Source organism: Kitasatospora sp. NPDC001119 (genome assembly GCF_053598475.1).
In genome coordinates this window covers 84,968-97,402 of sequence record NZ_JBSFKI010000012.1, presented here as the reverse complement: position 1 = coordinate 97,402, position 12,435 = coordinate 84,968, and the positions used below count along the sequence as shown (strand labels likewise).

The following is a 12,435-nucleotide window of genomic DNA, read 5'->3' as shown; positions in this document are numbered from 1 at the left end:
CTCGGCCCCCGGACGGGGGTGGTGGCCGTGTCAGGGCACCCGGTTGTCAGCCGCCCTCCCTAACCTGGCGGCATGACAGCACAGAACGACGCAGCACAGGACCGCACCGGGCAGGGCGCCTTCCCCGCCCGGATCAGCATCGTCACCCTCGGGGTGACCGACCTCGACGAGAGCGCCCGCTTCTACGAGGCGCTCGGCTGGAAGCGCTCCACCGCCTCCAGCCCGGAGATCGTCTGGTTCCGCACCGCCGACTCGGTGCTCGGCCTCTTCCCCACCGACGAGCTGGCCGCCGACGCGGGCGTGCCCGCCACCGGGGAGCCCTCCTTCCGCGGCGTCACCCTCGCGGTAAACCTGGAGTCCCCCGCGCTGGTGGACGCCGCGCTGCGGACGGCGGTCGAGGCCGGCGCCGTGGTGGTCAAGCCGCCGGTCCCGACCGACTGGGGCGGCTACTCCGGCTACTTCGAGGACCCGGACGGCCACCTCTGGGAGCTGGCCCACAACCCGTTCTTCCCCTTCACCGAGGACGGCTCACTGGACCTCCCCTAGACCGCCGTACGGTGCGCCCGGAGGGCTCAGCTCCTGGAGCGCGCCTTGAACGCCGCCTTGCGCGCCTCCTTGGCCAGCGCCCGGTCCGGGTGCAGCTCCCCGATCGCCTCCAGGACGTCCGCCGTGTACGGGTGGTCGACCCGCCACAGCTCGCCGAACCACCCCGCCGGATCGCCGTTCACCGGCAGGTCGGCGACCAGCTCGCCCAGCAGCTCGGCGTCCCCGCCGTTGTCCAGCAGCTGGGCGGCGAAGGTGTCGACCACCGTCCACAGCGCCATCGCCCGGTCCGGCACCGGGACGTCCGTCGCCCCCTGCGCGGTCAGCCAGGCCCGCACCGCACCGCCCAGCTCCGGGTCGTCCATGACCTCCCGGGCGGCCGGCTCCGCGCCCGGCCCGAGCAGGTTGAGCGCCGAGACGCCGAGCATCCGGCGCAGCGGGCCGTAGCCGTCGGAGCCGCGCGCCGCCGCGAGCAGCTCGCGCGCCGCCGCCACCGGCTCCCGGTCGGCGGTCCACGCCCGCAGCTCCTCCTCCGGCAGCACGTTGGCCGACTCGCACACGCCGCGCAGCAGCTCGGCCGCGTCCCCCTTGGCCAGGTCGCCGACCAGCGGCGCGTCGTAGCCGTCCTCCAGCAGCCACTGCCGGATGCCGTACTGGCCGAGCGGGGTGAGCCGGACCAGCCCGAAGCGGGCCGACTCCTCCTCGTCCAGCGGCTCCTCGCCGACCACGGCGGGCTCCTCGCCGTCCTCCTCGTCGAACAGCTCGGGGTCGATCGGGCGGTAGTCCAGCAGGCCGAGCTCGGCGAGGTCGCCCAGCATCGGGTCCAGCGCGACCATCACGTCCGTGATGTCGCCGAGCAGTTCCTCGCTGGGCTCCTCGCCCTCCGGGACGACCAGCAGCGCGGCCAGCACGCCCAGCGGCACGGTCTCGTTGCCGGGCTCGGCGAAGGCGGTGGTCTCGTAGAGCACCTGCAGGGCCTCGTCCAGCAGCTCGGCGGCCTCGTCACGGGCCTCCTCGACCTCGGAGAGCGCGTCCTCGTCCTCCTCGCCCTCCCCGGCCCCGGCCTCCTCGGCGCCCTCCTCCGGGCCGGAGTCCGCCTCGACGGCCAGCTCCCGGACGATCCCGGCGGCGGTCAGCCACAGCTCCAGGACGGTCTCCGGGTCGCCCTGCTCGGCGGGCTCCAGGTCCGGGCCGGGGACGGCGACGTGCTCGCCCTCCGCGGTCGTACCGAGCTCCACCAGGTCCAGGTCGCAGGCCAGCGACCAGGCCCGCAGCGCCTCGATCTCGGCCTCCTCGGGCACCTCGCCCTCGGCCGGGGCCAGGCCCAGCAGCCGGGCCGCGGGCGCCCGGTCCGCCTCGACCAGGTCGCCGAACTCGTCCACCTCCCGGTGCGGGGCGGACCAGCGGGCCAGCGCCAGCGCGTACCCGAACATCGGTACGGCCTTCGCCTGCTCGGCCAGCTCGCGCTCGGCGGGCAGCTTCACCGGCGGGACCAGGACGGCCGCGTCGTCCAGGTCCTCGTCGTCCAGCCCGTGCGCGGCGAACGCCCCGTAGAGGTCCTGGAGCTCCAGGTCGGCGGGCAGCACCGCCTCGGCCGCGCCCTCACCCGTCGAAGCCCCGGTGTTCTTGCGACGTCGTCCGGCCATCGTTGTGCGCTCTCCCTCAGCCCAGCGGTCAGCCCAACAGCGCCGCGTACCGATCCATCACCTCAGCGTATAGGCCGGGCACCCCCGACGCCCGGCCGTACGGGGCGCACCCAGGGGCGCGCGCCATGGGCGTACGCCCACCCCTTATCCTTCGGTCTGGTACCGCGCACACCCCGCGCGTGCCACCGGGGCAACGAAGCCCAACCGCCCTCCGCCCGACCCCGGGCCGGAGGGGCCCTCTTCAGCTCACCTCGCCCCACCAGGGAGCCCGTACCCTCGGCCACCACCACAGCGCCTCCGGACGGGCGCGCCGGCACACCCCGCCGACCCCGGTGGTGCCCGGCCACAGGAGACCCCTGCCATGGCGGACCTCTCCCCCGCCGGCTCCGGCCTGCGCACCGCGCAGCTCGACGGACGCCGACTGTCGGAGGCCCTGCTTCCCCCGGAGCTCGCGCCGCGCGCCCAGCTCCGGCTCGCCGCGATCAGCCGCTGGAACGCGCTGCGCGGCGTCCGCGTCGGCCTGGTGGCCGCCGCCCTGCTGCTGATGCTGATCGGCGCCAACCTGGCCACACCGATCTACTCGCTCCTCCAGCAGCGGCTGCACCTCACCGCGCTCGACACCACCGTCCTGTTCGCGATCTACGTGCTGGCACTGGTCCCGGTCCTGGCCGTGGTCGGCCACTGGTCCGACCACCTCGGCCGCCGCGCCCTGATCCTGCCCGCCGTCGCGCTGTCCGCCGTCGGCGACGTCGTGTTCGCCACCTCCGACAGCTTCTGGCAGCTCGCCGCCGGCCGGGCCGTCCAGGGCATCGCCGTCGGCCTGTCCACCGGAGCCGCCGGAGCCGCCCTCGGCGACCTGCTGCCCGACCACCCGACCCTGGCCGCCAAGATCACCCTGGCCTGTTCCGCGGGCGGCGTCGCCCTCGGCCCGGTGGTCGGCGCCCTGCTGGCCGGCGGCTCCGACCCGCTGCTGACCCCCTTCCTGCTGCACGCCATCGCCCTGCTCGCGCTCTGCGTGCCGCTGGCCCTCCTCCACCCCCGGATGCCCGGCCGCAGCCGCCCGCCGGCCTCCCCGCCCCGCATCACCACCCCGGCCCACCTGCGCCCCCAGCGCCTGCGGCTGCCGCGCACCGGGCGCCGCGAGTTCCTGCTCGCCGCCACCGCCGGCTTCATCTCCTACGCGGTGTTCGGCGTCTACCTCAGCCTGGCCCCGGCCTTCGCCGCCAAGCTGCTGCACACCGACTCCAAGCTGGTCGGCGCGATCGTGGCCGCCCTCCTGCTCGGCTCCTCCGCCGCCACCCAGCTGCTCGTCCCGCCGACCTCCGACCGCGTGGTGACCGCCCTCGGCATGACCGGCCTGGCCACCGGCCTCGGCCTGGTCGTCGCCGCCCAGTACACCGGCACCCCGGCACTGCTCTTCATCGGCAGCGTCCTCGGCGGCGTCTCCCAGGGCGTCGCCTTCCGCTCCCTGTTCACCAGCGCCGTCACCGCGATGAACCCGGAACGCCGCGGCTCCGAACTGAGCGCCCTCTGGGTCATCGTCTACCTCGGCAGCTCCGCCCCCATCATCGCCCTCGGCGCCCTCGTCCAGACCTACGGCCTCCTCCCCTCCGTCAGCGGCTTCGCCGCCCTCGCCGCCCTCGCCTGCACCGCCCTCGCCATCGCCGTCGCCCGCAAACCCAAGCCCACCGCCTGACGGCCCACCCACAGAACGCCGCTGCCCGGGACTTCCGAAGAAGTCCCGGGCAGCGGCGTCTTCCCACCCCCGCTTCGCCCGCCGCCGGGTGAAACCCGCGCATCATCTGCTGCGCTGTTCAAGTCCCCCGCCGTTCCCCACCATCCACCCCCCACCCGCCTCCCGGCGGGTGCCCGCCCCCGCCCTCACCGCACGCCGTCCCGCCTGTCACATCGAAGCGCCGTGGCGTGGCCTTACGGGCGGGTCGCTCCGTGCTCCAGGTAGACGGTCTCGGACTGCATCCTGGCCGCGCAGGCAGCGTGGACGCGGCGAGCGAGGCGTGGGATGAGGACTTCGTCGAGCTGGCCGATGGTATGGAAGGCGTACTCGCCGATCTCCACCCGGTCGATGGTGATGCTGTCGAGCTCGTCGGTGGAGAGGACGCCACCGTCGAAGACGAAGAGGAGCTTGTCACCCTCGGTGGGGTGGGGAGCCCAGTCGGCGACGAGCAGGCGCCCGATCGGCGGGGTGATGCCGAGCTCCTCCTTGACCTCCCGGGCCGCGCCCTCGCTCGGTGTCTCGCCAGCGTGCAGGTAGCCGCCGGGAATCTCCCAGCCAGGCTTGTAGGTCGGCTTGACGAGGAGGACGCGGTCGTCCTCCTCGTCGAAGAAGAGCACGCCGGCGGCGGTACGGGGCTGGGCCACGACCTCGGGAGACGGGGAGTCGCTCATGGCCGCGACTGTAGCCGCCCAGCCAGACGGCGCGAGGGGTTCACCCGGCGGCGGGCGAACCCCTCGCGTGCTGAGGCACGGAGACGCCACTGCCCGGGACTTCCGAAGAAGTCCCGGGCAGCGCGGCAGGCCTCAGACGCTCCAGGGCTTCCAGGCGTCGGTTGCGATCTCGACGTCGAACGGCTCCGGCAGCCGGACGGTCTCACCGAACTTCCACTCGCCCAGCACCTCGTACGTCCCCTCGCCCCGGTTCGGTTCCCCGAACAGGGTGACACCGGACTGCCGCGGGTCGCGGTCCACCAGCAGGTAGTACGGCACTCCGGTGCGCGCGTACCCGCTCCACTTGGTGGGATTGCCCGATACAGGGCGCCGGTCGTTGTGCGCGCTGGGATACGCGGTGACCTCGGCCACCAAGCTGATCTCGTTCGGGCTGAGGTATCGGTCCTCCGCCCTCGCCAACAGGTCCACCTCAGCGGTCACCACAATGAGGTCAGGGCTGTACCCGTCACCGATCTCCGCAAGATCGACGCCGACGTGCTGCACTACCCGCCACGGGAAGCCCCCATCTCTGGACTCGGCACGGAACAGCCACTCGTGGATGTCCCGCAGCATCAAGGCATGATTCACCGGCGGATACGGAGTCACAGCGAACTCCCCGCCGATCACCTCAACCCGCAGCACTTCGGGTAGCCCCAGCTGCTCATCGAGCTCGCCCCGAGCCCAAAGCGCGTATGGCGATTCGGGCAAGACCCACTGCCCGAGCGCAACAACAGACGACATGAGCCCCACCTTCACCGGCCGCGAGCAGCCGTACCAGCGGCACACAGTTCTTTCCGCCGAAGGAGAGGTTTGAGCAGTGGGAGATTGACGACTCATCTCCGGACGAAGGGTGCGCTGCTGGCAGGATCAGCACATGAGGATTCTCGTGCTGGGTGGCGGCTGGTTCCTGGGTCGCGCGGTCGTGAGCGGCGCGCTGGAACGGGGCTGGGCGGTGACCACGTTCACGCGCGGACTGTCCGGTACCCCGGTGCCCGGAGCGGTCGCCGTGCACGGCGACCGGGAGCGCCCCGAGGACCTGGCGCGTCTGGCCGATCACGGTCCGTGGGACGCCGTGATCGACACCTCGGCCTCGGAGCTGTCGCCCCGTGCTGTCCTGGCGGGCACTCGGGCCCTGGAACCGGTCGTCGGCCGGTACGTCTACGTCTCCACCGTTTCGGTGTACGAGGGATGGCCCCATGAGCCTCTGAGCGTGGACTCGCCGGTACTGGAGGCCCCGGCCGGTGCAGGGCCAGGCACTACTCAGTCATCGGACAGCGCCTCGGGCATCAACCCCGACTACGGGCGGCGGAAGGCCGGTACCGAGTATGCGGTGACCGAGGCATTCGGTCTCGCCCGAACGAGCCTTCTCAGGCCAGTCGTGATCCTCGGCCCCGGGGAGTACGTCGGCCGACTGCCGTGGTGGCTGGGCCGAGCCGAGCGGGGCGGAGCGATCCTCGCGCCTGGGGACCCCACGAGACGGGTCCAAGCGGTCGATGTTCGGGATGTCGCCACTTTCGCACTCGACCAAGTCCTGCACGTCGGTCACCAGGTCCACAACCTCGCCACCCCGATCGGCCGGGAGACGATGGGCGGCTTCCTCCAGGCGTGCGTGGACGTGACCGGCAGCACCGGGGAACTGTTCTGGGTGGAGGACGAGATCTTGCTCCGCCACGGTCTGCGGCAGTGGACCGAGCTTCCGCTGTGGTGGAACCACCCTGGTGTGTCCGTCATCGACTCGTCCTCGGCGGTCGCGGCCGGCTTCCACAGCCGGCCGCTCGCAGAGACCGTGGCCGACACGTGGCACTGGCTGAGCCAAGGCAACACGCCGGTCCCGCACAGGCGTTGGGCCAAGCACGGTATCGACCCGGCCAAGGAGCAGGCCATCCTGGACAGCGTGCGCTAGTCATTGCCTCCACCGAGAGCGATCCGCGTCGTGCCGGGCCCGAGAACCTGGGGCGGAGCCACCAGGGTGAAGTCGTCAATCCGGTCCGCAAGATCCCGTGCGAGCTGGGCGCTGCGGAAGGCCGGCAACGCCAACTCGGTCCGGACCGCGTTGACCCTGCCCGTAAGGCCCGCGCCACGCCACTCCCGGGGAAGGGAGAGCACCGGGGAGAGCGCGTCAGCAGCGCCGTCCAGATCATGGCGCATCAGGAGGGCAGAAGCCAGATCGGCCCGGGCCTGGGGAGCGATGACAAGAGGATTGGAGTTCGCGGAGCGGGCAGCGCTCAGTTCCAGCGACCGCCGGGCAGAGGCCTCGGCGCCACGGCCGTCCCGCAGGAGCAACAAGCTGGCGCTGTTACTCATCTCGACCCGCTCCACGTCTGGGCCCGGGTCGCCGCCATGCGCCCGGCACCCGCAGAACCACCGCAACCGGTCACCGACAGGATCCGAGTGCTGCTGTCCGCCGACACCCTCACCATGAGCGCCCCCGGCCAAGCCATCCACGCAGAAACCGATCGCGTCCACGCCTTCGCCCGCGCGGGCCGTGAATTGGCCGACCTCGCGCTGTGTGGAAGCCTCACCCGTGGACTGCGCGACGTCCTCGCGCACATGATCGCCTTCCACTGGAACCGCGCCGCGATCCCCACCCCGCATCAGGCCACCCTCGCCCGTGCCGCACGCAACCACATCCTCGGATTCCCCCGCTGAGACGACGAGCTCATCGAGGGGCGGACGATGCCGAACATCCACAATCGATTCGTCGGGCCACCACCCCTGACGCCCGACCCGAGGACCAGATCCGCCGCCAGTGCGTCCCGCGCCGTCGCCTTCCTCGCAGGCCCCAGCGCGTCCTTCATCGCCGGCCAGTCGTTGCACGTCGACGGCTACTGGCTCCTCCACTGACCGCCCGTCCCATCGAACAGGAAGCAGGCCACCATGCAGCACCGCGTCCGCGCCGTCCTCCTCACCCCGAACGACACCATGCTGTTGATCAAGCGCATCCGTCCCGGCATCGACCCCTACTGGGTGATCGTCGGCGGCAAGATCGAGCCCACCGACGCCGGCCCCGAGGAGGCCCTGCTGCGCGAGGTCCGTGAGGAGATCGCCGGCGAAGCCGAGATCACCGGCCTCCTCCACACCATCCAAACTGACGACGAGCGCCAGGACTTCTACCTCGCCACCGTCGACAAGTGGAGCTTCGAGGACCGCACCGGCCCCGAGTTCAGCCAGGAAGGCCGAGGCGAGTACATCCTCGAAGAGATCCCCCTCACCGCCGAAGCCCTCGACGCGGTCAACCTCCTGCCCCAGGACTTCGCCACCGTCCTGCGCGGGGCCGTCGAACGCGGGATCCTCCCGGCCACCAGGTAGCCGCAAGCCGGCAGCTACCCACCAATCCCAAACGTCTCACGCAGTGTCAATTACCGTGATACGTTCTGTAATCCAATCGAAAACAGGCGACCCCGGCGGTGCTGGAACACCCCGGGGTCCGGCAACAGGAGTACAACCTCCCGATGCGCGTCCATCGTAGCGCCCCCGTGCGCAACTTCACCGTGCTACCCAACGCCGTACTCCAGTACCGGCGGTTGAGCTACACCGCCCGCGGCCTGCTCGCGGACCTCCTCTCCCGGCCCGACGGCTGGCGCGAGGACGGCCGGCACATGGCCGACACCAGCCCCCAGGGGCGCGGCGCCGTCCGCAGGGCCCTGAAGGAGCTGACCGAGGCCGGCTACTACCGGGTCGAGAAGATCCGCATGCCGGACGGCACGATCCGCACCGAGACCCACGTGTACGACACACCATGGTTCGCGCCGGATGCCACCCGTCCGGCGCCCGGTGGAGCGGCAACCGGCGCTGCTGGCAGCCCTGTTGTAAAGGACCGGCAGCAAGAACCCACCCTCCCCGCGAGTCCGGCCGATGACCTCACGTCGAAAGGACAGGAGGAGGATTCCGAGACCGAAGAGGTCCGCGAAGCGGTGGCCACCCTGTTCCGGGTGATCCGACCGGAACCCCGCCTGCGCCTCGGCGAGGCCGAAGCGCGCGTACTCGCTCCCCTGGTCGCCCAGTGGCTGGCCCGCGGCAGCACCGCCGCCGACCTGGCCCATGCCCTGCTTCCGGGCCTGCCCACCCCGATGCACTCGGCAGCCGCCGTGCTCCGCTATCGCCTGGAGCACAAGCTGCCACCCGCCCGGCCCGCCGCACGGCCACCGGCCCGGTACGCCGAGTGCGCCAAGTGCCACGACCCCGTGCCCCGACCGGGCATCTGCCGCCCGTGCGCCGGCCTGGCCACCCGAGCCCTCACGGTCGGCCAGGGAGCGGACTTGGCAGCCGCAGGTGCCGCCCGAGTCCGAACAGCTCTACGCTCCGCGATGACCGGCAGTCGGCCTGCACACATCGCCGCCTGAGACACACTGTCCCACCGGCCCGAAGGGGCTCCGGCAGGTAGTCACCCTGCTCCATCTGCGCCGCACGCGGCGCAGGGCAGGGGCGGGCACCCGCCGGCAGGCGGGTGGGGGGTGGATGGTGGGGAACGGCGGGGGACCTGTGCAGCACAGCAGATGGCGCTCGGGTGTTTGCGCAAAAACGCCGCCGCCGCGCGACCCCCAAGGGTTCGCGCGGCAGCGGCGTACCGTACAGCAGATCTCAGACGTTGAAGCCGAGGGCGCGGAGCTGGTCGCGGCCGTCGGGGGTGATCTTGTCGGGGCCCCACGGCGGCATCCAGACCCAGTTGATGCGCAGGTCCTGCACCAGGCCGTCGGTGGCCGTCTTGGCCTGGTCCTCGATGACGTCGGTCAGCGGGCAGGCCGCCGAGGTGAGCGTCATGTCGATGGTGGCCACGTCGGACTCGTCGATGTGGATGCCGTAGATCAGGCCCAGGTTGACGACGTCGATGCCCAGTTCGGGGTCGACGACGTCCATCAGGGCCTCGGTCAGGTCCTCGACCGAGACGGTGCCGGCGGTGGTGCCGACGATGACGGTGCCGGTCTGCTCCTCCGCAGTGGAGGGGGTTTCGTCACTCATGGTCTTGTCCTCCTCTGCGGGTCAGTCGTTCACGGCGGGGTTCTTGGCGAGCGCCTGGGCGGTGGCGTCCTTCCAGGCCATCCAGCTGAGCAGGGCGCACTTGACCCGGGCCGGGTACTTGGAGACGCCGGCGAACGCGACCGCGTCCTCCAGCACCTCCTCGTCGCCCTCGCCCTGGCCCTTGCTCTGCATCAGCTCCAGGAAGGCCTCCTGGACGGCCTGCGCCTCGCCGACGGTCTTGCCGACCACCAGCTCGTTCAGCACCGAGGCGCTGGCCTGGCTGATCGAACAGCCCTGGGACTCGTACGAGACGTCGGTGACCTTGGCACCGTCGAGCTTCACCCGCAGGGTGATCTCGTCGCCACACGTCGGGTTGACGTGGTGCACCTCGGCGTCGCCGTCCCGCAGCCCCTTGCCCTTCGGGTTGCGGTAGTGGTCCAGGATGATGTCCTGGTACATCGAGTCGAGCTTCATGGTCGTCCTGCCCCGTCCCTCAGCCGAAGAAGTTCCGGACGTGGTGCAGGCCGTCGATCAGCGCGTCGACCTCGCCCGGCGTCGAGTACAGATAGAACGACGCCCGCGTGGTCGCCGGAATTCCGTACCGCAGGCACACCGGCCGCGCGCAGTGGTGGCCGACGCGCACGGCGATGCCCTGCTCGTCCAGCACCTGGCCCACGTCGTGCGGGTGGATGTCGCCGAGGGTGAAGGAGATCGCGGCGCCGCGGTCCACGGCCGTGCGCGGGCCGATGATCCGCAGGTCCGGGACCTCCAGCAGCCGCTCGACGGCGTACTCGGTGATCGCGTGCTCGTGCGCCGCGATCTTCTCCATGCCGATGCCCTGGAGGTAGTCGATGGCCGCGCCGAGTCCGACCGCCTGGGCGATCGGCGGGGTGCCGGCCTCGAACTTGTGGGGCGCCGGGGCGTAGGTGGACGAGCCCATGGTGACGGTCTCGATCATCTCGCCGCCGCCGAGGAACGGCGGGAGGTCCTCCAGCAGCTCCTGGCGGCCCCAGAGCACGCCGATGCCGGTCGGGGCCAGCATCTTGTGCCCGGTGAAGGCGACGAAGTCGGCTTCCAGCGCCTGCACGTCGAGCACCATGTGCGGCGCGGCCTGCGAGGCGTCGATGACGACCAGCGCGCCGACCGACTGGGCCTTGCGGACGATCGTCTCGACCGGGTTGACGGTGCCGAGCAGGTTGGAGACCAGGGTGAAGGAGACCACCTTGGTCTTCTCGGTGATCAGCTCGTCGATGTTCGACAGGTCGAGCCGGCCCTCGTCGGTCAGCCCGAACCACTTGAGCTTCGCACCGCTGCGCTGCGAGAGCAGCTGCCACGGGACGATGTTGGAGTGGTGCTCCATCTCCGTGATGACGATCTCGGAGTCGGCGTCCACCCGGTACGGCTCGTCGGCCCAGGCCAGCATGTTGGCAACGAGGTTGAGCGACTCCGAGGCGTTCTTGGTGAAGATCACCTCGTTGCGGCTCGGCGCGTTGACGAACGCCGCGACCTTGTCCCGGGCGCCCTCGTACAGCGCCGTGGCCTCCTCGGCGAGAACGTGCACGCCGCGGTGGACGTTGGCGTTGTGCCGCTCGTAGTAGGCGTTCAGCGCCTCCAGCACCTGGCGCGGCTTCTGCGAGGTCGCCGCGTTGTCCAGGTAGACCAGCGGCTTGTCGTCGTGCAGCACCCGCTGGAGGACCGGGAAGTCCTTGCGGATCGCGTCGGTGTCGAGCAGTCCCGCGAACGGATGCGTCACTCGGACGCGCCCCCCTTCACATACGCCTCGTAGCCCTCGTTCTCCAGCTTGTCGGCCAGCTCGGCGCCGCCGGACTCGACGATGCGGCCGCCCGCGAAGACGTGGACGTAGTCGGGCTTGATGTACCGCAGGATGCGGGTGTAGTGGGTCACCAGCAGGGTGCCGACCTCGCCGGTCGAGCGGACCCGGTTGATGCCCTCGGAGACGATCCGCAGCGCGTCGACGTCCAGGCCGGAGTCGGTCTCGTCGAGGATCGCGATCTTCGGCTTGAGCAGCTCCAGCTGGAGGATCTCGTGGCGCTTCTTCTCGCCGCCGGAGAAGCCCTCGTTGACGTTGCGCTCGGCGAAGGCCGGGTCCATCTGGAGGGCGGCCATCGCCTCCTTGACCTCCTTCACCCACAGCCGCAGCTTGGGGGCCTCGCCGCGGACGGCGGTGGCGGCGGTGCGCAGGAAGTTGGAGACCGAGACGCCCGGGACCTCGACGGGGTACTGCATGGCCAGGAAGACGCCGGCCTTGGCGCGCTCGTCGACGGACATCTCCAGGACGTCCTCGCCGTCGAGCAGCACCGAGCCGCCGGTGACGGTGTACTTGGGGTGGCCGGCCAGCGAGTAGGCGAGGGTGGACTTGCCCGAGCCGTTCGGACCCATGATGGCGTGGGTCTCGCCCTGCTTCACGGTCAGGTCCACGCCCTTCAGGATCTCGCGCGGGCCGTTCTCGGCGTCCACGGAGACGTGCAGGTCGCGGATTTCAAGGGTTGCCATGTGTACTCAGGACTCCTGGTTGACGGAGACGAGCACATCGTCCCCTTCGATCTTTACGGGGTAGACAGCGACCGGCTTGGTGGCGGGCAGGCCGGACGGCTTGCCGGTGCGCAGGTCGAAGCTGGAGCCGTGCAGCCAGCACTCGATCATGCAGTCCTCGACCTCGCCCTCGGAGAGCGAGACGTTCGCGTGCGAGCAGGTGTCGTTGATCGCGAACACCCCCTCGTCGGTGCGGACGACGGAGACCGGCACGCCGTTGAGGTCCACGCGCTTGGGAACGTCCTCCTGGAGGTCGCTCAGCGCGCAGGCACGGAGGAAGGTCATCTGG

At 71.1% G+C, this 12,435-nt stretch carries 16 protein-coding genes; 7 read left to right on the top strand and 9 right to left on the bottom strand.

Annotated elements, in window-relative coordinates; all coding sequences use genetic code 11:
* The first annotated feature begins 72 nt into the window (after positions 1 to 72).
* Entirely contained in the window at positions 73 to 546 is a 474-nt protein-coding gene (locus tag ACWDD9_RS17100) for a VOC family protein (RefSeq protein WP_049650575.1), read from the top strand.
* 26 nt (positions 547 to 572) lie between these two features.
* On the opposite strand, the gene ACWDD9_RS17095 is transcribed toward ACWDD9_RS17100, so the two are convergent.
* Entirely contained in the window at positions 573 to 2,189 is a 1,617-nt protein-coding gene (locus ACWDD9_RS17095; protein WP_416874220.1) for a hypothetical protein, read from the bottom strand.
* Positions 2,190 to 2,550: 361 nt separating this feature from the next.
* Between ACWDD9_RS17095 and ACWDD9_RS17090 the strand changes: the two genes are divergently transcribed.
* Entirely contained in the window at positions 2,551 to 3,885 is a 1,335-nt protein-coding gene (locus tag ACWDD9_RS17090; RefSeq protein WP_049650576.1) for an MFS transporter, read from the top strand.
* Between the two features lie 233 nt (positions 3,886 to 4,118).
* On the opposite strand, the gene ACWDD9_RS17085 is transcribed toward ACWDD9_RS17090, so the two are convergent.
* A complete protein-coding gene (locus ACWDD9_RS17085) occupies positions 4,119 to 4,595 on the bottom strand; it encodes an NUDIX domain-containing protein (protein WP_449811940.1) in 477 nt (158 codons plus the stop codon).
* Between the two features lie 132 nt (positions 4,596 to 4,727).
* Positions 4,728 to 5,375 carry a Uma2 family endonuclease gene (locus ACWDD9_RS17080; protein WP_449811939.1) on the bottom strand — a complete coding sequence of 216 codons (648 nt, stop codon included), beginning with the start codon at positions 5,373 to 5,375 and terminating at the stop codon, positions 4,728 to 4,730.
* Between the two features lie 133 nt (positions 5,376 to 5,508).
* Here ACWDD9_RS17080 and ACWDD9_RS17075 point away from each other — a divergent pair, with 133 nt between their 5' ends.
* On the top strand, positions 5,509 to 6,537 hold the full coding sequence (locus ACWDD9_RS17075; RefSeq protein ID WP_387825845.1) for an NAD-dependent epimerase/dehydratase family protein: 1,029 nt from the start codon (positions 5,509 to 5,511) through the stop codon (positions 6,535 to 6,537).
* On the opposite strand, the gene ACWDD9_RS17070 is transcribed toward ACWDD9_RS17075, so the two are convergent.
* Positions 6,534 to 6,938, bottom strand: coding sequence for a hypothetical protein (locus tag ACWDD9_RS17070; RefSeq protein WP_449811938.1), 405 nt, complete (start codon positions 6,936 to 6,938; stop codon positions 6,534 to 6,536). The genes ACWDD9_RS17075 and ACWDD9_RS17070 overlap by 4 nt on opposite strands.
* A gap of 87 nt (positions 6,939 to 7,025) precedes the next feature.
* Between ACWDD9_RS17070 and ACWDD9_RS17065 the strand changes: the two genes are divergently transcribed.
* From ACWDD9_RS17065 to ACWDD9_RS17050, 4 genes are all read left to right on the top strand, one after another.
* The gene (locus ACWDD9_RS17065) at positions 7,026 to 7,283 is read left to right on the top strand and encodes a hypothetical protein (RefSeq protein ID WP_449811937.1); all 258 of its coding nucleotides are present in this window, start codon (positions 7,026 to 7,028) and stop codon (positions 7,281 to 7,283) included.
* A 27-nt stretch (positions 7,284 to 7,310) separates the two neighbouring features.
* Positions 7,311 to 7,478, top strand: a complete 168-nt coding sequence (locus ACWDD9_RS17060; protein ID WP_449811936.1) for a hypothetical protein — start codon at positions 7,311 to 7,313, stop codon at positions 7,476 to 7,478.
* 33 nt (positions 7,479 to 7,511) lie between these two features.
* Positions 7,512 to 7,943, top strand: coding sequence for an NUDIX hydrolase (locus ACWDD9_RS17055; protein ID WP_449811935.1), 432 nt, complete (start codon positions 7,512 to 7,514; stop codon positions 7,941 to 7,943).
* A 143-nt stretch (positions 7,944 to 8,086) separates the two neighbouring features.
* Positions 8,087 to 8,977: a hypothetical protein gene (locus ACWDD9_RS17050; RefSeq protein WP_449811934.1), complete on the top strand. Its 891-nt coding sequence runs from the start codon at positions 8,087 to 8,089 to the stop codon at positions 8,975 to 8,977.
* A 238-nt stretch (positions 8,978 to 9,215) separates the two neighbouring features.
* Here ACWDD9_RS17050 and ACWDD9_RS17045 read toward each other — a convergent pair whose 3' ends face one another.
* The 5 genes from ACWDD9_RS17045 to ACWDD9_RS17025 are packed head-to-tail and all read right to left on the bottom strand — an operon-like array spanning position 9,216 to position 12,431.
* Positions 9,216 to 9,593 carry a metal-sulfur cluster assembly factor gene (locus tag ACWDD9_RS17045; RefSeq protein ID WP_079271946.1) on the bottom strand — a complete coding sequence of 126 codons (378 nt, stop codon included), beginning with the start codon at positions 9,591 to 9,593 and terminating at the stop codon, positions 9,216 to 9,218.
* A gap of 21 nt (positions 9,594 to 9,614) precedes the next feature.
* On the bottom strand, positions 9,615 to 10,067 hold the full coding sequence (gene sufU, locus ACWDD9_RS17040; RefSeq protein WP_049650585.1) for a Fe-S cluster assembly sulfur transfer protein SufU: 453 nt from the start codon (positions 10,065 to 10,067) through the stop codon (positions 9,615 to 9,617).
* 19 nt (positions 10,068 to 10,086) lie between these two features.
* Positions 10,087 to 11,346 (bottom strand): cysteine desulfurase, encoded by a 1,260-nt coding sequence (locus ACWDD9_RS17035; protein ID WP_049650586.1) that lies wholly within the window; start codon positions 11,344 to 11,346, stop codon positions 10,087 to 10,089.
* Entirely contained in the window at positions 11,343 to 12,107 is a 765-nt protein-coding gene (sufC, locus tag ACWDD9_RS17030) for a Fe-S cluster assembly ATPase SufC (RefSeq protein WP_049650587.1), read from the bottom strand. The genes ACWDD9_RS17035 and sufC overlap by 4 nt, the downstream gene beginning before the upstream one ends.
* A 6-nt stretch (positions 12,108 to 12,113) precedes the next feature.
* A complete protein-coding gene (locus tag ACWDD9_RS17025) occupies positions 12,114 to 12,431 on the bottom strand; it encodes a bifunctional 3-phenylpropionate/cinnamic acid dioxygenase ferredoxin subunit (RefSeq protein ID WP_063349526.1) in 318 nt (105 codons plus the stop codon).
* Positions 12,432 to 12,435 lie beyond the last annotated feature (4 nt).

Bases quoted from the DNA above. Each gene is read 5' to 3' on its own strand.
- ACWDD9_RS17095 (WP_416874220.1), bottom strand. From the start codon at position 2,189: ATGGCCGGACGACGTCGCAAGAACACCGGGGCTTCGACGGGTGAGGGC.
- sufU (WP_049650585.1), bottom strand. From the start codon at position 10,067: ATGAAGCTCGACTCGATGTACCAGGACATCATCCTGGACCACTACCGC.
- ACWDD9_RS17085 (WP_449811940.1), bottom strand. From the start codon at position 4,595: ATGAGCGACTCCCCGTCTCCCGAGGTCGTGGCCCAGCCCCGTACCGCC.
- ACWDD9_RS17050 (WP_449811934.1), top strand. From the start codon at position 8,087: ATGCGCGTCCATCGTAGCGCCCCCGTGCGCAACTTCACCGTGCTACCC.
- ACWDD9_RS17100 (WP_049650575.1), top strand. From the start codon at position 73: ATGACAGCACAGAACGACGCAGCACAGGACCGCACCGGGCAGGGCGCC.
- ACWDD9_RS17075 (WP_387825845.1), top strand. From the start codon at position 5,509: ATGAGGATTCTCGTGCTGGGTGGCGGCTGGTTCCTGGGTCGCGCGGTC.
- ACWDD9_RS17060 (WP_449811936.1), top strand. From the start codon at position 7,311: ATGCCGAACATCCACAATCGATTCGTCGGGCCACCACCCCTGACGCCC.
- sufC (WP_049650587.1), bottom strand. From the start codon at position 12,107: ATGGCAACCCTTGAAATCCGCGACCTGCACGTCTCCGTGGACGCCGAG.
- ACWDD9_RS17090 (WP_049650576.1), top strand. From the start codon at position 2,551: ATGGCGGACCTCTCCCCCGCCGGCTCCGGCCTGCGCACCGCGCAGCTC.
- ACWDD9_RS17055 (WP_449811935.1), top strand. From the start codon at position 7,512: ATGCAGCACCGCGTCCGCGCCGTCCTCCTCACCCCGAACGACACCATG.
- ACWDD9_RS17080 (WP_449811939.1), bottom strand. From the start codon at position 5,375: ATGTCGTCTGTTGTTGCGCTCGGGCAGTGGGTCTTGCCCGAATCGCCA.
- ACWDD9_RS17070 (WP_449811938.1), bottom strand. From the start codon at position 6,938: ATGAGTAACAGCGCCAGCTTGTTGCTCCTGCGGGACGGCCGTGGCGCC.
- ACWDD9_RS17025 (WP_063349526.1), bottom strand. From the start codon at position 12,431: ATGACCTTCCTCCGTGCCTGCGCGCTGAGCGACCTCCAGGAGGACGTT.
- ACWDD9_RS17045 (WP_079271946.1), bottom strand. From the start codon at position 9,593: ATGAGTGACGAAACCCCCTCCACTGCGGAGGAGCAGACCGGCACCGTC.